Origin of the sequence: Epilithonimonas sp. JDS (assembly GCF_021261315.1) — a bacterium.
GTDB lineage: Bacteria > Bacteroidota > Bacteroidia > Flavobacteriales > Weeksellaceae > Epilithonimonas.
In genome coordinates this window covers 62,954-80,988 of record NZ_JAJSAX010000005.1, presented here as the reverse complement: position 1 = coordinate 80,988, position 18,035 = coordinate 62,954, and the positions used below count along the sequence as shown (strand labels likewise).

General features: G+C 36.7%; 19 protein-coding genes. 9 read left to right on the top strand and 10 right to left on the bottom strand.

Annotation, left to right across the window (positions count from 1 at the left end):
• Nucleotides 1–99: 99 nt before the first annotated feature.
• The 8 genes from LUD75_RS14160 to LUD75_RS14125 all read right to left on the bottom strand — a co-directional run bounded on the left by LUD75_RS14160 (nt 100) and on the right by LUD75_RS14125 (nt 7,498).
• Nucleotides 100–1,860: a long-chain fatty acid--CoA ligase gene (locus LUD75_RS14160; RefSeq protein WP_232706425.1), complete on the bottom strand. Its 1,761-nt coding sequence runs from the start codon at nt 1,858–1,860 to the stop codon at nt 100–102.
• On the bottom strand, nt 1,860–2,870 hold the full coding sequence (locus tag LUD75_RS14155; protein WP_232706424.1) for an NAD-dependent epimerase/dehydratase family protein: 1,011 nt from the start codon (nt 2,868–2,870) through the stop codon (nt 1,860–1,862). The genes LUD75_RS14160 and LUD75_RS14155 overlap by 1 nt, the downstream gene beginning before the upstream one ends.
• Nucleotides 2,867–3,121 (bottom strand): hypothetical protein, encoded by a 255-nt coding sequence (locus LUD75_RS14150; protein ID WP_232706423.1) that lies wholly within the window; start codon nt 3,119–3,121, stop codon nt 2,867–2,869. The genes LUD75_RS14155 and LUD75_RS14150 overlap by 4 nt, the downstream gene beginning before the upstream one ends.
• Nucleotides 3,122–3,192: 71 nt before the next feature.
• Nucleotides 3,193–4,134: an alpha/beta hydrolase gene (locus LUD75_RS14145; protein ID WP_232706422.1), complete on the bottom strand. Its 942-nt coding sequence runs from the start codon at nt 4,132–4,134 to the stop codon at nt 3,193–3,195.
• A 79-nt stretch (nt 4,135–4,213) separates the two neighbouring features.
• Nucleotides 4,214–4,984, bottom strand: coding sequence for an alpha/beta fold hydrolase (locus LUD75_RS14140; protein WP_232706421.1), 771 nt, complete (start codon nt 4,982–4,984; stop codon nt 4,214–4,216).
• 1 nt (nt 4,985) lies between these two features.
• On the bottom strand, nt 4,986–5,423 hold the full coding sequence (locus tag LUD75_RS14135) for a hypothetical protein (RefSeq protein ID WP_232706420.1): 438 nt from the start codon (nt 5,421–5,423) through the stop codon (nt 4,986–4,988).
• 64 nt (nt 5,424–5,487) lie between these two features.
• Nucleotides 5,488–6,207 carry a pyridoxine 5'-phosphate synthase gene (locus tag LUD75_RS14130; RefSeq protein ID WP_232706419.1) on the bottom strand — a complete coding sequence of 240 codons (720 nt, stop codon included), beginning with the start codon at nt 6,205–6,207 and terminating at the stop codon, nt 5,488–5,490.
• A 37-nt stretch (nt 6,208–6,244) separates the two neighbouring features.
• Nucleotides 6,245–7,498 (bottom strand): mechanosensitive ion channel domain-containing protein, encoded by a 1,254-nt coding sequence (locus tag LUD75_RS14125; protein ID WP_232706418.1) that lies wholly within the window; start codon nt 7,496–7,498, stop codon nt 6,245–6,247.
• An 82-nt stretch (nt 7,499–7,580) separates the two neighbouring features.
• Here LUD75_RS14125 and LUD75_RS14120 point away from each other — a divergent pair, with 82 nt between their 5' ends.
• Both LUD75_RS14120 and LUD75_RS14115 read left to right on the top strand, forming a co-directional pair.
• Nucleotides 7,581–8,066, top strand: a complete 486-nt coding sequence (locus tag LUD75_RS14120) for a DUF456 domain-containing protein (RefSeq protein ID WP_232706417.1) — start codon at nt 7,581–7,583, stop codon at nt 8,064–8,066.
• Nucleotides 8,067–8,074: 8 nt separating this feature from the next.
• Nucleotides 8,075–8,497, top strand: coding sequence for a hypothetical protein (locus LUD75_RS14115; protein WP_232706415.1), 423 nt, complete (start codon nt 8,075–8,077; stop codon nt 8,495–8,497).
• Between the two features lie 34 nt (nt 8,498–8,531).
• On the opposite strand, the gene LUD75_RS14110 is transcribed toward LUD75_RS14115, so the two are convergent.
• Nucleotides 8,532–9,176, bottom strand: coding sequence for a uracil-DNA glycosylase (locus LUD75_RS14110; RefSeq protein WP_232706414.1), 645 nt, complete (start codon nt 9,174–9,176; stop codon nt 8,532–8,534).
• A 155-nt stretch (nt 9,177–9,331) separates the two neighbouring features.
• Here LUD75_RS14110 and LUD75_RS14105 point away from each other — a divergent pair, with 155 nt between their 5' ends.
• The 7 genes from LUD75_RS14105 to LUD75_RS14075 all read left to right on the top strand — a co-directional run bounded on the left by LUD75_RS14105 (nt 9,332) and on the right by LUD75_RS14075 (nt 16,978).
• Nucleotides 9,332–10,444 carry a lactonase family protein gene (locus tag LUD75_RS14105; RefSeq protein ID WP_232706413.1) on the top strand — a complete coding sequence of 371 codons (1,113 nt, stop codon included), beginning with the start codon at nt 9,332–9,334 and terminating at the stop codon, nt 10,442–10,444.
• A gap of 65 nt (nt 10,445–10,509) precedes the next feature.
• On the top strand, nt 10,510–12,813 hold the full coding sequence (locus tag LUD75_RS14100; protein WP_232706411.1) for a DUF5686 family protein: 2,304 nt from the start codon (nt 10,510–10,512) through the stop codon (nt 12,811–12,813).
• A 64-nt stretch (nt 12,814–12,877) separates the two neighbouring features.
• Nucleotides 12,878–14,002 (top strand): lactonase family protein, encoded by a 1,125-nt coding sequence (locus LUD75_RS14095; RefSeq protein ID WP_232706410.1) that lies wholly within the window; start codon nt 12,878–12,880, stop codon nt 14,000–14,002.
• 180 nt (nt 14,003–14,182) lie between these two features.
• Complete coding sequence (gene rsmA / locus LUD75_RS14090) at nt 14,183–14,956, top strand: 16S rRNA (adenine(1518)-N(6)/adenine(1519)-N(6))-dimethyltransferase RsmA (RefSeq protein WP_232706408.1); 774 nt, start codon at nt 14,183–14,185, stop codon at nt 14,954–14,956.
• A gap of 16 nt (nt 14,957–14,972) precedes the next feature.
• Nucleotides 14,973–15,449 (top strand): hypothetical protein, encoded by a 477-nt coding sequence (locus tag LUD75_RS14085; protein WP_232706406.1) that lies wholly within the window; start codon nt 14,973–14,975, stop codon nt 15,447–15,449.
• Between the two features lie 166 nt (nt 15,450–15,615).
• Complete coding sequence (idi, locus tag LUD75_RS14080) at nt 15,616–16,125, top strand: isopentenyl-diphosphate Delta-isomerase (RefSeq protein ID WP_232706405.1); 510 nt, start codon at nt 15,616–15,618, stop codon at nt 16,123–16,125.
• A 199-nt stretch (nt 16,126–16,324) separates the two neighbouring features.
• Nucleotides 16,325–16,978, top strand: a complete 654-nt coding sequence (locus LUD75_RS14075; protein WP_034964387.1) for an NAD(P)H-binding protein — start codon at nt 16,325–16,327, stop codon at nt 16,976–16,978.
• A gap of 34 nt (nt 16,979–17,012) precedes the next feature.
• Here the strand turns inward: LUD75_RS14075 and galE are convergent, their stop codons facing one another.
• A complete protein-coding gene (gene galE / locus LUD75_RS14070; RefSeq protein ID WP_232706404.1) occupies nt 17,013–18,032 on the bottom strand; it encodes a UDP-glucose 4-epimerase GalE in 1,020 nt (339 codons plus the stop codon).
• Between the last annotated feature and the right edge of the window lie 3 nt (nt 18,033–18,035).

Sequence of the window (18,035 nt, the reverse complement as noted above, 5' to 3'; positions counted from 1 at the left end):
TTGTAAATTTAATCAATTCTAAAAATATTTGTAACGTCAAGAATTTGATAAAAACTATCATAACAATATTATTTATTACACAGGATTTGGTTTTTGATTCTATTTATTATAAATCATATTGATTTTCTCTGCATATTTTTCGAGAACAATATTTCTTTTAATTTTTAAGGTGGGTGTGATCTCTCCACTTTGGATCTCAAAATCGGCCGGCATCAAGATAAACTTTTTAATTTTCTCAAAACCAGAGAGATTCACTTGGATGTCATCAATTAGTTTTTGGTAGAAAGTCTGTACTTTTTCGTTTTCCACAACTTCTTTCCAGTTGGTGAATGTGATACCAAGACTTTTTACCTTCTCTTCCAAAGTTTCAAAATTCGGAACGATCAAAGCAGAAACAAAAGGTTTGTCATCCGCAATCAATAGAATTTGGTTGATGTAACTGTTGTTAGAAAACATATTTTCAATGGGTTGCGGCGCGATGTATTTTCCGTTGGAAGTTTTCATTAGATCTTTTATCCTGTCCGTGATGGTCAGATTTCCTTCATTATCCAAAACGCCTGCATCACCAGTTTTCATCCAACCATCTTCGGTAAAAATCTTCGCTGTTTCTTCTGGATTTTTGTAGTAACCTTGCATTATACCACTTCCTTTCACCAAAATTTCATCATTCTCTCCTATTTTGATTTGAGAATCGCCAATTAGTTTTCCTGCCGTTCCGTATTTGTATTTTGTAAAAGGAAAAGCCGTGATGGTCGCGGTCGTTTCCGTCATCCCATAACCAACGGTGATATGAATTCCCATCGCATCGAAAAATTGCGTTACTTCTTTAGAAATAGATGCGCCACCGCAAGGCATAAACCAAAGTCGTCCACCTAATTTTGTTTTGATTTTATTGAAAACCAAAGCGTTCGCGATCTTATATTTTTGATTTAATAAAAAAGGAACGTTTCGCTGATCTCTTTTTCTTTCCGAAACTTGAGTTCCTGTTTCAATCGCCCAAGCGAATATTTTTTTCTTGGTTGGAGAAGCAGTCACAAGCATTTCGTTGATGCCAGCATAGATTTTCTGATAGAATCTTGGAACAGAACACATCGTCGTAGGTTTCACTTCCTGCAAAGCGTTTGCAATCAATTTTGGATTCTCCAGAAAGCTGACTTTAGCTCCTACTGAAAAACAGAATAAGGTCCAACATCTTTCGAAAACGTGGCTGAGTGGTAAAAATGCCAATGATTGTTCTTTCTCAAAATCCTTGAAATCAAAAAAGTCAATGTGCGCGTCAAATGCTTTTTGGAAATTGCCGTGCGTCAACATCACACCTTTCGGAATTCCTGATGTTCCAGATGTATAAATGATGGTCGCCAGATCTTCATCTGACCTTTCAACGATCTTGAATTTATCTGAAGCTTTCTCTATAAAGTCTGATAGAAATATGGAATTCCCCTTTAAAGTAAAATTCTTTTTAGCAGCGATAATCTTCTCGACACCAGTAGTTCTACTTAATAGTTGATGACAGGTCTCGTACTGCTCTTGGTCGCCTGTTAAAATGATTTTGGGTTCTGCGTGGTTAATGATATATTCTACCTGATCGGCGCCGTTTGTGGAATAGACAGGAACTGTGACCGCACCAATTGCAAGCGTGGCAACATCCATAATGATCCATTCCGGAGAGTTGTCTGCGTAGATCGCCACCTTATCATTTTCCTTCACACCAGCCTCTACCAAGGCGTTGGCAGTGCGGAAAACCATCTGCTTGAATCTCATCCAAGTCAGTTCCTTCCATTCATTATCTTTTTTGAAACCCACAGCTGCTTTCTGTGGAAATCGTTTGGTGTTCTTGTTCAGAAATTCCGTAATGTTCATTAATTGGATTTTGATATGCTTTGCGCATAATTTTTAAGATGGAAATCTACACTTTCATCTATCGGAATGAATTCGTAATTCAATGTCTCACGAATTTTGTTGTTGGTGATCTTCGAATCTGACTTGATCGTTTCAACATTTGTTCTGTTTCCTAATTTCAGTATTGGAATGAACCAGCCGAAGATCACAGAGAAAAATGGAAGAATATCTAAGATCGAATTTGATATTAATTTTGCTGGCGTCTTTCCAAAAGTCTTTCGAACTTTATCCGCCATATGTTTGTATTTTACAACTTCTGAGGTCAAAATGAAACGTTGTCCGAAAATTGATCTTTCCATCAATTCAACAGCAATTTTTGCGACATCTCTCACATCAACATAAGCTGTCGACCCTGGAAAAGTAAAGCCATTCGACACCTCTTTGAAGAGTTTTCCGCTGCTGTGATTCCAGTTTCCGGAACCGATGATCAAACCTGGATTGATGATGATTGTATTCAAACCTTCTGCAGATGCGCGCCAGACTTCCATTTCGGAAAGATACTTGGAGATCGCATAATTTGAATGGTCTAACTTCTCGTTAAAATCGGAGTTTTCGTCCATTTTACCTTTGTCATTATAACCATCAAGAACTGCGATGGAACTTACGAAAAGAAACTTTTTGACCTTATCTGGATCGATCGCGAAGAGTAATTTCTCTGTTGCTTCAGAATTATTTCGGTATAATTCCTTCTCTGCATTTGGATTGAAGCTGACCTTCGCTGCGCAATGATACACTTCATCCACATCTTTCAAAGCGTTTTCCAAGGAATCTTGGTCATCAAAGTCAATATCGACCCACTCTATTTGGTCAAAATAAAAATGTGGTCGATCAGTATAGAATTTATAAGAATCTTTGACTTCCGGCAAATTACTGGAGCTGCGTTTTGTGGCGCGAACTTTCTTTCCTTTTTTGAGAAGTTCCAAAGCAATTACCCGTCCTAAAATCCCTGTTGCACCTGTGATCAATATCATTCTACGTCGGAAATTTGAGGTTGGATTTCGGAAGTTTTTTTGAAAATCTGAATTAATAAAATAGAATTTGCAATAGAATAAGCTGCGATAATCCCTACAAAATACCAAAAACTTTTTCCCTCCAAGAAGTAATCTCCTGCTCCGGAAAATGAATCCTTCAGAACAAAAAATAAAAGTCCTATCAAAAATAGATTGACAAGCGCCGAAAAAAACAAAATGACCTTGTAAATAGTCTCCTGGTATTTTTTCATTAAAGATTTTTACAAAGATAATTCAATTCTATAAAAAATCTCTTATTCGGATATTGAAATCTATCAGGAAATTAATACGTGTTCTGTTTCATAAACTCCAATGTTTTTTCCATCATCAATTGGTGTCCAGGTTCCTCATTTAGGCCGTGATTTCCCTTATCGATGGGAATGAGTTCGTTTTTGACATTATTCTCGTCCAGTTTTTTCTTCAGAATTTCGGATTGGGAATATGGAACGATTCGGTCTTTGTTACCGTGGATCATCAAGGTCGGAACCGAATTTTGGTTAATGTAAGTCACCGGCGAATAGATTTTAAGACCATCAATCGCTTCTTGTTTTTGTTCTTTGATATCTTTTGTTGTGAAACCTCTGATCATATCGTTGCGCATTGTGTAGATCTTCGGAAAGATCAGTTTGAAAATGAAAATTTTGAAACCAGCATCTTCGGTTCTCAGAAGTTTGTTCAAGTCAGATGGACCGAAATAATCGATCACATAATTGACCTTCGCAGATTGACCAGGAAAATTGCTGTGTTCCGAAAACTGACTGTCATCCGAATAGGCCGCAACCATCCCGATCTGTGCGCCTGCGGAAGCGCCCCAAAGTCCTATATTCTTCTCATCAAAATTATATTTGTCAGCATTCGCCCGGATCCATCGTACTGCTTCTTTGGAATCTTCAATGGGTTTTGGAAAATTTGTATTCTTATCTAATAACGTATAGTTGACGCTGACTACGGCGTAACCATTTTGAACAAATTTAAGAACGAAATCATTCATATAAAACTTTTCCGGAAATGCTTTGTCTCCGCCGATCCAGCCGCCGCCGTGAAGGAAGACGAGAACGGGAAATTTTTTGTTTGATTGTGCAGGAAGGTAGATATCCAGTTTATGGTCGATGGAATCTGATGTTTTATAGGTTATATCCGGGATTTTCGAAACTTCGGAAATGGTAGTCTGAGATTTGAAAAACGTTAAACAAAGGATCAGGATGATCGATAACTTCCATTTCATAAAGATAATTTTAATTCAGATCCGATAATACAAGGCTTATACCATTATCAGATCTGAATTAATAAGTCATTATCTATGATTAAAGAAAATCTTTGACCGCTGCGTTGAAATCAAGAGGATTGTTGGCCTGCACCCAATGTTCTGCGTTGGCAATCTTGATGATTTTAGAATCCGGAAATTGCTGTCTGATCAACAGTTCATCCTGTGGCAAAATGTAATTGGAATTGGCGCCGGCAACGAACAAAGTTGACCCTTTGAAAACACCAAATTTAATCGCATTGGAAACAAACTCCGTATATTTTTCCGCCAAAGTCTTAAGGTTGAATCGCCAAGCTAACTTCTTATCCTCGGTCCAATAAAGATTCTTCATCAAAAACTGAATCACAAATTTCTCGTGAATATATTCGCCCAAAACTTTCTCAACATCCTGTCTGGAAGTTACAGTTTCGAAGTCCACCGTTTGAAGCGCTTTGATAATTCCCTGATGATGCGGCGGATACGCTTTCGGAGAAATATCGACCACGATCAGCTTGTTCAGTTTTTCTGGGAATTTGATGGCGAATTGCATCACTGCTTTTCCGCCAAGCGAATGGCCGAGAAGATTGGCTTTTTCTATTTTATGAAATTCCATATAATTCAGAATGTCATTAGCCAAATCATCGTGCGACATAGAATCTGAATGAAAACTGCGGCCGTGATTTCTAAGGTCGATTACGTGTGTTGGCATCAATTCTCCAAATTCTTTCCCGAAACTTCCCCAATTGTCCAGCATTCCGAACAATCCGTGAAATACCAAAAGTGGTGTTTCCGTTCTTTCTTCTCCGTATATTTTTGAGTGTAGGATTTCCATTTTATTTTATTAATTTTTCAACTTCTTCATTATTCAAAATTTCAAATTCACTGATTAGTCCAGCCCCATTTCCGCCTGTTAAATTCCTGTAGCCCACAACTGTACCTTTTTGCGTTTCTTCGATTTGAATAATGACGACCAATTCTTCTTGTTTAGTATCAAAATCTGTTAATTTTGCCAATTTTGGAAGATCAAGATTGTATGGTTTGTGATTTTTGTAATCTCCTTCAATATAGTAAACAGCCAGACCATTTTTAACATCATCCTCATTTGCAACACGATTATTGATTGCTGGAGTTTGATTCCAATTTTTCAGAGTGATGGGAGTCCACAAATCAATTGTTGTCGAATCGTTAGTATTTTGAGCTACAGTTTTTTCTGAACAGCTAAAAAAAACTATACTTACAATTAAAAATTTGAAGGTTTTTAGTATTTTCATAATTCTTTAGCAACCTCTATCTGATATATTAGAGTATTAGTCTGGAGAATAATGTTCGTCTAATTTACCACTTCGCCAATCGCTTCAAATAAGCCTGAACCGTATTTTCCAAACCAAGATACAATGATTCCGAAATCAAGGCGTGACCGATGGAAACTTCTAAAAGATTCGGAATGTTGTCTGAGAAATATTTTAGATTATCCAAACGCAAATCGTGTCCTGCATTGATTCCTAGTCCAAACTTCTCTGCTTCTATTGCCGTGTCAATGTATGATTTAATGGCCTGTTCTTTATCTTTAGGATAGTTGGTTGCGTACGCTTCTGTATAAAGTTCAATCCTGTCTGTGCCTGTTTCCGCCGCAAATTTCACCATTTCTGGATTTGGGTCAAGGAAAATAGACGTTCGGATTCCAGCATTTTTGAATTCGGAAATAACGGATTTTAAGAAATCAAGATTCTTCTCACAATCCCAACCAGCGTTGGATGTAATGGCATTATCAGCATCCGGAACCAATGTCACTTGCTCAGGTTTTACTTCCAAAACCATATCGATGAATGGTCTGTGCGGATTTCCTTCGATATTAAATTCCGTTTTCACCAAAGGTTTCAGGTCGTAAACGTCTTTTCTGGTGATATGTCTCTCGTCTGGTCTTGGGTGAATGGTGATTCCCTGCGCTCCAAATCTTTCCAGATCTACAGCTACTTGGGTTACACTTGGAACATCACCTCCTCTAGCATTTCTGAGCGTTGCAATTTTATTAATGTTGACACTTAATTTTGTCATGATTTTTTATAATTGATAAATAATGATTGATAATTGATTATGCTTTCTGAACCACGTCGAGTTCAAATTCTTTGGCAGCAGATAACAGATGATCAAAAATATCGGACTGGATATTCTCATATTTCTCTGTGTCAGCCTCGGTTGCGAAACAATAGATTTCCAGTGGCAAACCTTCCGGCATACTTTGGAGTTGTCTCACCAGGATGATTTCATTCTGATCGATTTGGTCGTTATTATTAAGATAATTTTGAACATATTTTCGGAAGACACCGATGTTGGTGAGCTGAGTTCCGTTGATAATTTCGTCTGGATTTTCTATTGAATTTTTCTCTTCATTGATCTCTTTTTCCTTAAGATTAAGATAAGTTTTGATGAGATTAATTTTCTTCAAACGTGCCATCAAATCGTCGTTAACGAATTTCAGAGATTTCATATTAAACATAATGGATTTCTTAATCCTTCTGGTGTTTTCGTCTGAAATAACCTGATAATTTTTGATTTCGGTGGTCAAAAGGTCATAAGTTGGAATGGTTGAAATGGTCTTATCAAAATTCTTGATCTTGGTTGTCAAAAGGTCGATGCCTTCGATGTTTCCTTCAATGTTATATTTGGGGATCGCAACCCAATCTCCAGGTTTCAGATTCTTGGAAGTGGCAACGTGAATTCCGGTGACAAAACCTAAGATTGTATCTCGGAAAATCAAAACGATTACCGCCGTAATGGCTCCTAAACTTCCCAAAACCGTGCTGCTTCCGATACCGAAGATGACACAAATTGCAATGACACTGAAAATAAAAATTCCAAAAATCTTTACCGTCTGCGTTATGGAGTTGATTGCTAATATTTTATAATAATCTTTCTTAATTTCATAATAAGTCTGCAAGACGCGGATGAAACGAAAAGCCATATTGGCAATTGTCAAAACAATGAGAAAACCGACCAATCTTTCTAAGAAAACAAAACTTTTGGGATGTCTGTAGAAAATGGAGAACAATGCATAATTCCCGAATGCCAATGCTAAAATATTAGCAACAGAGCTTGTGACTCTGGCTTTGTAAATAGACTTCATTACAGGAAACTTCTCTTTATTAAAGAAGAATTTGAAAACAAAATTGATCAGATTTTTCAGCAAAAAAGCCAGCAGAAATATTAATCCTATAAAAAATATAAATTTAAAAGTAATCTGACCAGACAAGACAAATTCATTAGGCAAAAAATCTTTGCAAAAGAAATGAATCTCATCACTGATCTGCTGTAGAAAATCTTTGTAGTCTTTGAGTTCGTCCTTCATAGTCTGATAATAAGCAGCAAATTTAAGGATAATAAATTTTCTACTTTACTCTGAATATTGTATTTTTAATAAAATTATAAAATTGGATCCAACCTTAATCAACATTGTCTCATTAGCACTTCTTTTCATAGGACTATTGGGAACTTTTCTTCCCGTATTGCCGGGATTATTACTTAGTCTTTGCGGGCTTCTAATCTTCAAATTCGGAACGGAAAACGAAATGCCGATGATCTACGTCTGGATATTTGTTTTATTAACGATCATTTCCACCGTTTTGAATTACGTCATCCCAGCAAAAACAAACAAAAAATACGGCGGAACACGGTACGGAAGTATTGGTTCCATAGTAGGAACTTTATTAGGATTATTTTTCTTTCCTCCGTTTGGATTTTTCTTTGGAATGTTAATCGGGGTTTTTGTAGGAGAGTTACTTCACGATTTCAACGACAGAAAAAAAGCATTTAACTCTATGAAAGGTGCTTTTATCGGATTCATCTACGGAACTGGATTCAATCTGATGGTTGGACTGGCAATGTTTTTGGTGGTTGGTTATTATATCTTCTTTTAAAAATCAAAATGATGAATATCAAAACCATTTTCTGCATTCCGCTTTTATTATTAATGAGCAATTGCAAAACACAAACTTCGCAAACTGAAACAGCAACTGTAGCAAACAATACAGTCACAATCGGTTTGGAACAACAAGCGAAAATCCCTAATTCTAAAGTAGCGATTCAGTTTAGAGAAGTTGTGGAAGAGAGCCGCTGTCCTGTGGATGTTACCTGTGTTTGGGAAGGCATCGCTATAATCAGTGTTGATGCGGTTTCCGGAAATCAAAAACAGAATTTTCAAGTGGCTACAAGAGATTTTCTTCAGAAAAATGTGACTAAGTCTTTTAATTTTTCAGGCTACAAATTCACATTGGTAGAATTAAAACCCCAGCCTGGCGGAAAAGAAGAGCCAGTAACAGTCAGCTTCAAGTACGAAAAGGAAAATTAAATCTTCTCTCAAACTCTTAAACTCTCTAACCTAATCATCCCCAAACAATAGTCTCTTTCCCTTTTTCCTTAAGATAATTATTGATCTTTGAAAACGGATGACTTCCAAAAAATCCTCTGTAAACAGAGAACGGTGAAGGATGTGCGGATTGTATAATAAAATGTTTGGTCTCGTCTATCAGCGAGGCCTTTTTTTGTGCAAATGCGCCCCAAAGTACGAAGACCACATTTTCTTTTTGATCTGAAATTTGCTTGATAATAAAATCCGTAAAAGTTTCCCAGCCGATATTTTTGTGAGAATTTGGTTCGTGAGCTTGCACGGTCAAAGTTGCATTCAGAAGCAGAACACCTTGCCTTGCCCAGTCTTGCAGATCATTACTTTTCCTTTCTACGCCAATATCATCTTTCAATTCGATAAAAATATTTTTGAGTGATGGTGGCGCTTTCACGTTTTCGGAAACAGAAAAACAAAGTCCGTTGGCCTGTCCATAATTATGATATGGATCTTGCCCGATGATGACCACTTTCACATCATCGAATTCCGTCAGTTCCAAAGCACGGAAAATCTGCTTCGGTGGTGGAAAGCATTTTTTAGAATTAAATTCCAGTTTCACATTCTCCCAAAGATTGGTAAAATAAGAACTTTTTTTAATCGGTTTCAGAACTTCGGTCCAAGTCATAGCAAGATTTTTGACAAAATTAAATTTACAGATCCACTAATGCAAATTTGAAGACTTTTCCCATCAAATAAAGTTAATTTATCACAAATATCGTTTGGCTTAATTTTATATATAATAAATTCGCAAAAAATATACTTTTGCCATCAATTTTTAGAATGAAACTCTGGAACACCTGTATCTTTTCAATCATTTTTATGACCAATCTTTCAGCTCAAAATACTATCATCGTAGGAACTTACACCAATAGCGATAAGTGTAACAGCGGCGGCATCTACATTTTTGATTTTGATGAGAATACTTACAAATACAATCTCAAATTCCATACAGAAAACGTCATCAATCCAAGCTTTGTAAGCTTGAGTCCGGACAAAAAATTTCTTTTCTCAGTCAACGAAGATGGCGATAAAAGTACAGTCACTTCTTTTTCGATTGATGAAACCGATGGAAAATTAATTAAAAAAGACCAAAAGAAAACCCAAGGCGAAGACCCAGCTTTCCTGATCTCTGACGACCAGAATGTCATCACAGCCAATTATTCTGGCGGAAGCATCAATGTTTTCAAACGTTATGTGGATGGTAAATTGTCAGAGGTTTTTCAGAATATTAAATTTGAAGGCGTTGGTTTGAATCCGAAACGTCAGGAAAAATCGCACATTCATCAGGTTCAGTTTTCTCCGGATCATCAATATGTTTTGGCGACCGATCTTGGATTAGACAAAATCTACATCTTTAAATATAATAAAACAGGCGAACAGGTTTTAGAAAAAGCTGGAGAATTTGACGCGAAAAAAGGCTCTGGACCAAGACATATTGCGTTTAATAAAACAGGAAAATTGATTTATCTCGTTCAGGAATTGAGCGGTGATTTATCTGTTTTAAGTTTCAATGAAGGTAAACTCGAATTGATCCAGGAAGAAACCCTGTTGTCCCGAAAAGTTAGATTTAATTTTCGCGCGGCGGATATTCATCTTTCTAATAATGAGAGGTTTGTTTACGTGACCAATCGTGATGATGCAGATGACATCACCGTTTTCAAAAGAAAAAAAGATGGAACGGTAAAAAAGATCCAGCAAACGAAAACCATTGGCCGAAATCCCAGAAACTTCACCATCAGTCCAAACAATAAATTGGTGTTGATTGCCAATCAGGACACCAACCGAATCAATATTTTCACACGTGATCTAAAAACCGGATTGCTCACCGCAACTGGAAAATCTATTCCTGTTTGCAGTCCTGTAAATGTTATATTTTATGAAAAAGGTAAATAGGTTTAACATCAAAACAATATTTAAAACAAAAAACAGTTACTAATAGTTAATGCTTGATGAAATCGATGCTTGATAAAAAATTTATTCTCTCTTTCTTTCTGATCTTCGTTACCGGTTTGCTTTTCTCGCAGACTGACAAAGAAAACGAAATCGAAAACGTCGTAATCCAGGGCGTTAAAAAATACAAAAACAAAAAGGAGAATCCTGCCTACGCCATTATGCGCGAGGTTTGGAAAAAGAAAAAATCCAACGGATTGCTTCTCCACAAAGATTACAAATACAAAACCTACGAAAAGATAGATTTCCGCCTGGATAATATCGACAGCGCTTTCACAAAGAAAAGAGCTTTCAAAGGAATGGACTCTATCATCTTCAAATACAATGATTCTTCCGAGATTGCCGGCAAAGCAGTTTTACCGGTTTTCATCACCGAAAGTATTTTTGAAACGTATGGAAAAAATGATCCGAAAAAAGAACGTAAGGATCTTTTGGCGACACGACTTTCCGGATTGAAGAACAATCAGATCGTGACGAAAACTGTCCAAGGTATGTACAAAGACATCAATATTTATGATAACACAATCAATTATCTGAATATTGGTTTTGTAAGTCCTGTTTCCACAGATGGTTTCGGCGTTTTTGATTATAATATCACAGATACGATCGAGGTCAATACCGTTAGAAGTTACGAAATCAGATTCACACCGAAAAACCCTGAAGCTCTTGCGCTGAAAGGCAGACTTTATATTTCGATGGACAAATATAATGTGATGAAGGTGGAAATGGAAACCAACAAAAAGATCAACATCAATTTCGTTAAGAAAATTTCAACTGATCTGGAGTTTGATAATCCTGATGATTCCACATTCATCCCAACAAGAAATGAAACGACGATCAATCTTGTAACAAATGATAAAGACAAAGCGAAATCCATCATAGCAAGGCGAACAGCCAATTATTCTGATTACGAATTTGATAAAGGCATTACCGACGAATTCCTGAATAAAATTGTCATAGCGGAAGACGAGATGGTGGCCAAAGACGAAAGTTACTGGCAGGCCAACAGAACCGAAGCGCTGACAGAAAGTGATCAAAACATCTATAAAATGTATGATGAGCTGCAAGAAAATCCTAAGTACAAAAAGATTGTAAAAATCGTAGAAATTGGCAATTCCGGATATTTTCACATTGGCAACGGCATTGATATTGGGAATATCTTCCAGTCTTTTGGTTATAATGATATTGAAGGTGTACGTCTAAGAGGCGGATTCAGAACCTATCACGGTAAAAATGATATGTGGAGAATACAGGCTTATACCGCGTATGGTTTCCGAGATCAGAAATGGAAATTCGGTGGTGAGGCCAAATATATGTTCAACAAGGAAAACCGATTTATGATCGGTGCTGGTTACAGAAAAGATGTCTTACAACTTGGTGTTCAATTGACAACGGATGAAGGAATTATGACCAGGTCATTCGCTTCTTCTTCGGTTTTGAACAGTGGCGAAACAACCTCTATGAGTTCCGTGAATCAAACCAACATTTTTACAAGCATCGAGCCTTGGAAAAACTTCCAGGTGAGATTGGATGCAACCACTCAGAATATTAAATCGGCTGATTCTAATCTGTTTAACATCAATTATTACAGACAAGGTGTTTTAAGAAATGATTTGAATGATACCCGATTTACCACAACATTGATATTCAGACCCGGAATCAAGTTCTCAACTTATGGTGTAGACCGTTACGAGATGACAGCTTTGGCAACTAATCCATCCATCATTTTAAAATATACAAAAGGTATGGGCGGCGTTTTCAATTCTGATTATAACTACAACAAATTACAATTTTACTATTATCAGCCGGTGATATTAGGAAATTGGGGACGATTGTTTGCCAATGTAGAAGTTGGGAAAAACTTCGATGCTCTCCCACTCGCATTGCAAAATGTAATGCCGGCCAATCAATCTTACGGTTTGGTGAGAGGTGTTTTTTCTTTGATGAATTATTATGAATTCGTGGCAGATTCTTACGCCGTGATGTTTTTGGAACATCACTTCAATGGAAAGATTTTATCTCAGATTCCCTTAATAAAAAAACTAAAATTGCGTGAAGTTGCCTTTTTCCGCTCAGGAATTGGAAGTTTGAAACCAGAAACTATTTCGATGAATGCAGGAAATCTGAACCTTAGCGCTCCAAACAAACCTTACTACGAATATGGTTTCGGGATTGAGAATATCGGTTGGGGGAATTTCAGATTGTTGAGATTGGATTTCAACTGGAGAGGAAATTACCTTAATCATAATACTTCTGCGACTTCCGAGGTTAGAAAATTTGGTATTCAGTTTGGTTTCCAGGCGAATTTTTAGGAAATTTGTTGAGTATCAGATTTGAAAAAAATATCTGAGACAGAAATCCTCTAAATCCAGCCCAATGAATTTCAAAAAAGTCAGTCTGTTTCTAAGTTTTTTAATTTTCACAAGTCTTTATTCTCAGAGAGAATTTGTCTTCTTCGGTTCTTACAATTGGGACAAAGGTTCGGAAGCGGTCTATGTTTATGAACTCGATACGGAATCCGGAAAATTGACCAAAGTAGCTTCATCTTCAGATGTTATCAATCCAGGCTACATCACAGTTTCCAATGATGGAAAATATGTTTACGCCTCATCCGACGCCAAAATGCCAAGCGGAACAGTAAGTGCTTTCGCTTTTGATGCGGACAAAAAATCATTGACTTTCCTGAATCAACAAAAAACTGGTGGTGAAAATCCAGTTTATGTGAATGTTGATAATAGTGGAAAATGGCTCATTAATGCGACTTATAACATTCCAACGATTTCAGTTTTCCCAATTCTTGAAAATGGAAAAATCGATTCGATAGCGCAACATTTTACGTTTACAGAAGGAAGCGGTGTCAACCCGAAAAGACAGGACAAAGCGCACACACATTCTGTTGTTTTTTCGCCAGATTATAAGACTTTGCTCGTTGCAGATTTGGGTGCCGACAAAATCTTGCAATATCCTTTTGATACCAATCAGAAACAACCTTTGATAGACAGCCAAAGTACATTTATCAACACAAAACCTGGAAGCGGACCAAGACATATCACGTTCAGCAAAGATGGTAAATTGGCATACTCGATTGAAGAATTGGCTGGAATGATTTCGGTTTACGATTTCTCGGAAAACAAGCTGAAAGAAATTCAAAGGATTGCGACACATCCAGACAAAATCAAAGAAGGATTTGAAAGTTCCGATGTTCACATTTCGCCAGACGGAAAATTCCTATACGCCAGCAACAGAGGCAAAGAAAACAATATTGCGATTTTCAATATCAAAGAAGATGGAACTTTGGAATCTATCGGCTATCAATCTGTGAAAGGAAAACATCCAAGAACTTTTGCGATAGATGAAACAGGAAAATTCATTATTGTAACGAATGTTAATTCAAATAGTGTAACTGTTTTCAAAAGAAATCTGGAAACCGGAATGTTGAAAAAAGTTGGGAAACCTGTAAAAATTAATCATCCGACTTGTGTGAAAATTAAGATGTATTGAGAATAAACCACAAAGGGCACAAAAGTTTTTTTTGTTTCTTAAGTTTTAAAAAGTCAACAAAAGAAAACTTCAAAGATTAACCTTTTTTGTTCTTTGCGAATATTTTTCTACATTTTCTTTTGTGACTTTTGTGGTTGAAGAATTCTACTATAATTACCTTATCTTTGCAAAAAATCGGAATTGGACGTTAGAGCAAAAAAACACCTTGGTCAGCATTTTCTTACAGACCAGAATATCGCACGTGACATTGTAGATTCGCTTTCTTTGGAAGGTTACAAAAAAGTTTTGGAAGTTGGTCCGGGAATGGGCGTTCTTACAAAATTCCTTCTGGAAAAAGACGTTGAAACCTACGTTGCGGAAATCGATAACGAGTCCATCGATTATCTAAAAAAACATTATCCAAAATTAGAAGAACGGCATTTCGTTGGCGACTTTCTGAAGACTGATATTCCAGCAGTTTTTGGTGGCGAAGAATTGGCAGTGATTGGGAATTTCCCTTATAATATTTCGTCTCAGATTTTGTTTAAAATCATTGATAATTTCCAATACGTTCCGGAAATGAGCGGAATGTTCCAGAAAGAAGTTGCCGAGCGGACTTCTGGTGTTCCAAGGACAAAAGATTACGGAATTTTGTCAGTTTTGGTTCAGGCTTATTATGATGTGGAATATCTTTTCACGGTTCACGAAAATGTGTTCAATCCACCACCAAAAGTGAAATCCGGCGTTATCCGAATGAAGCGAAATCTAAAACCTGGATTGGAAGGAAATGAAGTTCTCTTCAAACAAATCGTGAAAGCTGGATTTGGACAACGACGCAAGAAGATGAGCAATTCTCTAAAAGTTCTTGGAATTCCTGAAGCTATGAGTTCGCATCGTTTTCTTGACATCCGTGCGGAGGAATTGTCTGTTGCGGATTTTATTGATTTTACTAATGAATGGAAAAATAGTTTGTAAGTTTAAAATAAATAATTTGAAGAATCTTGTCTTTGTTTTATTATTTTTAATAACAGCATCTTGTGCATCAAAAAAAGATGTGAGCGGAATTTACAAATCTAATTTTGCTGATTTAGGATTTTTTATAACTACGATTGAACTAAAAAAGGATTCAACTTTTGAATACAATTTTGCAGGCGATTTAGTTAATACAGATTTAACCGGAAAATATAGAATTAAGGATAAAAATATTTATTTAAAATTCACTAAAAACAAAGGTGATATTGAAAGTAAATCTGACAGTCTTAGTATATCAGAAATGCTGAGTGGAAATTATCACAATTACAATTTAAAGAATGAATCTGGCTTTGCATATCATCTTAAATATCTAATTAAAGGCAACAGACTTTTTAGTTATAGAATTGATAATGGAAAACTTGTGAAATTTGGCAAGTATTATTCTGATAGAAAAAAATGGGAAAAGAAAAGAGTTTATCTTTATAAAAAATCTTAAAATCCCTACTTCCGACAAATCCCATAGCCCCGATTGCAACGGCATCCTTTTTTGTTTTTATGCAAATCCTAATTTGGATGACAAAACATTCTAAAAACAAAAAAGATATAGTGGAAAGCGGGAAACAGCTCCAAATAATTACATTTAAAATCCTTATTTTTGTGCTATGGAAAAAGTGGTATTGGTAAATCCGAACGATGATGTTTTGGGGCAAATGGAAAAAATGCAGGCACACGAAAATGGGCTTTTGCATCGTGCATTTTCTGTTTTTTTGTTCAATGACCAAGGCGAAATGCTTTTGCAGAAACGTGCCAACAAAAAATACCACTCGCCAAACCAATGGACGAACGCTTGTTGCTCGCATCCACGCCTAAACGAATCTTATCTGGACGGCGCGAAAAGACGTACAAAAGAGGAATTGGGAATCGATTGTGAGCTGACGGAGAAATTCCATTTTATCTACAAAGCGGATGTTGGTGAAGGACTTTGGGAGCACGAGTTGGATCACGTTTTCACGGGAAATTTCTCGGGAGAATTTGATTTGAATTTGGATGAAGTTTCTGAGATCCGCTATGTTTCTATCCAAGACCTTGAAAAGGAAATCACTGAGAATCCTGAGCATTTTACGGAGTGGTTCAAGATCATTTGGGCGGAATATCGCAATCAGTTGAATTAAAAAAAAGTTCAACCACAAAAGTCACAAAAGTAACTGATTTCTTTTTTTTTATAATCTTAAAATGAAGTAAAACTTTCGCGACTTTTGTGGTTATAAAAAGATTGCAAAAGTCAAAAATCTTTGTTCTTCTCTTTTCCTAAAATCTTCTCAAACGTAAATCCGAAAATATTGCTTAACTTTATTATCAAATCTTAAAATTATGAAGGCTTTGGTAATTGGCGCAACTGGCGCAACGGGGAAAGATCTTGTGGATCAACTTTCGCACGACCCTGAATTTGAGCAGATCGATATTTTTGTTCGACGCCGTTCCGATTTTCATAATGATAAAATTACTGCACACATCGTAGATTTTGACCGACCGGAAGAATGGAAACATCTTGTGAAAGGTGATGTGGCGTTTGCCTGTCTGGGAACGACTTTGAAGTCTGCAGGAAGCAAGGATAACCAGTGGAAAATCGACTACGACTATCAATATAATTTCGCGAAAGCGGCAAAGGAAAATCAGGTGGAGGATTTTGTTTTGGTGTCTTCTTATGGCGCAAGTCCGGATTCTAAAATCTTTTATTCCAGAATGAAAGGTGAATTGGAGGAAGCCATCAAGAATCTGAAATTTGAGAAAACGACCTTCTTCAAACCGGGAATGCTGGAGCGTAAAAACTCTGACAGAAGTGGCGAGGTTTTCGGGTTGAAGGCTTTGAAGTTTGTCAACAAATTGGGACTTTTCAAAAGTCAGCAACCTTTGCCAACGTCGGTTTTGGCAAAAGCGATGATCAATGCTTCTAAGATCAAATCCAAGAGTTTTTCTGAGGTTAGTTTGCACAGTATTTTCAGTTTTGCTGAGAAATGTAAATAAAAAAAACCAATCGTAATGATTGGTTTTGATTGTATTAATGTGTTCTTTCTTTCAAATATTTTTGCCATTCCCAAGTGGTCCTGAGTGCTTCTTCCAAAGTGGTTTCGGATTTCCAGCCTAATTCCTTTTCGGCTTTGTCAGCATTAGCATAAGCTACCGTGATATCACCTTCCCTCCTTGGACAGATCTGGTATGGAACGGCAACATCATTAGCCAATTCGAAAGCTTTTACTACTTCCAAAACTGATGAGCCTTTTCCTGTTCCTAAGTTATAAATATCAAGAACAGTTTCTTCTTCGGAATTCAATAATTTTTTAAGGGCAGCAACGTGTGCTTTTGCCAAATCGACAACATAGATGTAATCACGAACTGCCGTTCCATCTTCCGTTGGATAATCGTCTCCCCAAATGCTCAATTTTTCTCTGATTCCTGCGGCAGTCTGCATTACATATGGAACGAGATTATTGGGAATCCCAATTGGTAATTCTCCTAACAAAGCCGATGGATGCGCACCAATTGGATTGAAATATCTGAGTAAAGTGACTCTTTTCTGATAAGCCCTTGAGAAATCTTTCAAGATATCCTCACCCATTTGCTTGGTTTTCCCGTAGGAAGATTCGGCTTCTTTCAAAGGTGTATTTTCGTCAATCGGCATTTCGTCTGCTTGCCCATAAACAGTACAAGAAGAGCTGAAAATAAAGTTTGAAATATCTCTTTTTCTGAATTCCTGAAGAACATTTACCAATGAAAACAAATTGTTCTCATAATAATCCAATGGTTCCACCATACTCTCTCCTACTGCTTTTGAGGCGGCAAAGTTAATACAACCATCAATCTGATGAGCATCAAAAACCTGAGTCAACAATTCTTTTCTTCTGAGATCGAATGGATAGAAAATCGGACGTCTGCCAGTTATTTCTTCAATATTATTAAGAATAAATTTTTCTGAATTTGAAAGGTCATCCACAATGATGACTTCAAAATTATTATTGATCAATTCCACAACTGTGTGAGAACCGATGTAGCCGAGGCCGCCTGTTACGAGTATGGACATAGT

Bases quoted from the DNA above. Each gene is read 5' to 3' on its own strand.
- LUD75_RS14160 (WP_232706425.1), bottom strand. From the start codon at position 1,860: ATGAACATTACGGAATTTCTGAACAAGAACACCAAACGATTTCCACAG.
- LUD75_RS14155 (WP_232706424.1), bottom strand. From the start codon at position 2,870: ATGATATTGATCACAGGTGCAACAGGGATTTTAGGACGGGTAATTGCT.
- LUD75_RS14150 (WP_232706423.1), bottom strand. From the start codon at position 3,121: ATGAAAAAATACCAGGAGACTATTTACAAGGTCATTTTGTTTTTTTCG.
- LUD75_RS14145 (WP_232706422.1), bottom strand. From the start codon at position 4,134: ATGAAATGGAAGTTATCGATCATCCTGATCCTTTGTTTAACGTTTTTC.
- LUD75_RS14140 (WP_232706421.1), bottom strand. From the start codon at position 4,984: ATGGAAATCCTACACTCAAAAATATACGGAGAAGAAAGAACGGAAACA.
- LUD75_RS14135 (WP_232706420.1), bottom strand. From the start codon at position 5,423: ATGAAAATACTAAAAACCTTCAAATTTTTAATTGTAAGTATAGTTTTT.
- LUD75_RS14130 (WP_232706419.1), bottom strand. From the start codon at position 6,207: ATGACAAAATTAAGTGTCAACATTAATAAAATTGCAACGCTCAGAAAT.
- LUD75_RS14125 (WP_232706418.1), bottom strand. From the start codon at position 7,498: ATGAAGGACGAACTCAAAGACTACAAAGATTTTCTACAGCAGATCAGT.
- LUD75_RS14115 (WP_232706415.1), top strand. From the start codon at position 8,075: ATGATGAATATCAAAACCATTTTCTGCATTCCGCTTTTATTATTAATG.
- LUD75_RS14110 (WP_232706414.1), bottom strand. From the start codon at position 9,176: ATGACTTGGACCGAAGTTCTGAAACCGATTAAAAAAAGTTCTTATTTT.
- LUD75_RS14105 (WP_232706413.1), top strand. From the start codon at position 9,332: ATGAAACTCTGGAACACCTGTATCTTTTCAATCATTTTTATGACCAAT.
- LUD75_RS14100 (WP_232706411.1), top strand. From the start codon at position 10,510: ATGCTTGATAAAAAATTTATTCTCTCTTTCTTTCTGATCTTCGTTACC.
- LUD75_RS14095 (WP_232706410.1), top strand. From the start codon at position 12,878: ATGAATTTCAAAAAAGTCAGTCTGTTTCTAAGTTTTTTAATTTTCACA.
- idi (WP_232706405.1), top strand. From the start codon at position 15,616: ATGGAAAAAGTGGTATTGGTAAATCCGAACGATGATGTTTTGGGGCAA.
- LUD75_RS14075 (WP_034964387.1), top strand. From the start codon at position 16,325: ATGAAGGCTTTGGTAATTGGCGCAACTGGCGCAACGGGGAAAGATCTT.
- galE (WP_232706404.1), bottom strand. From the start codon at position 18,032: ATGTCCATACTCGTAACAGGCGGCCTCGGCTACATCGGTTCTCACACA.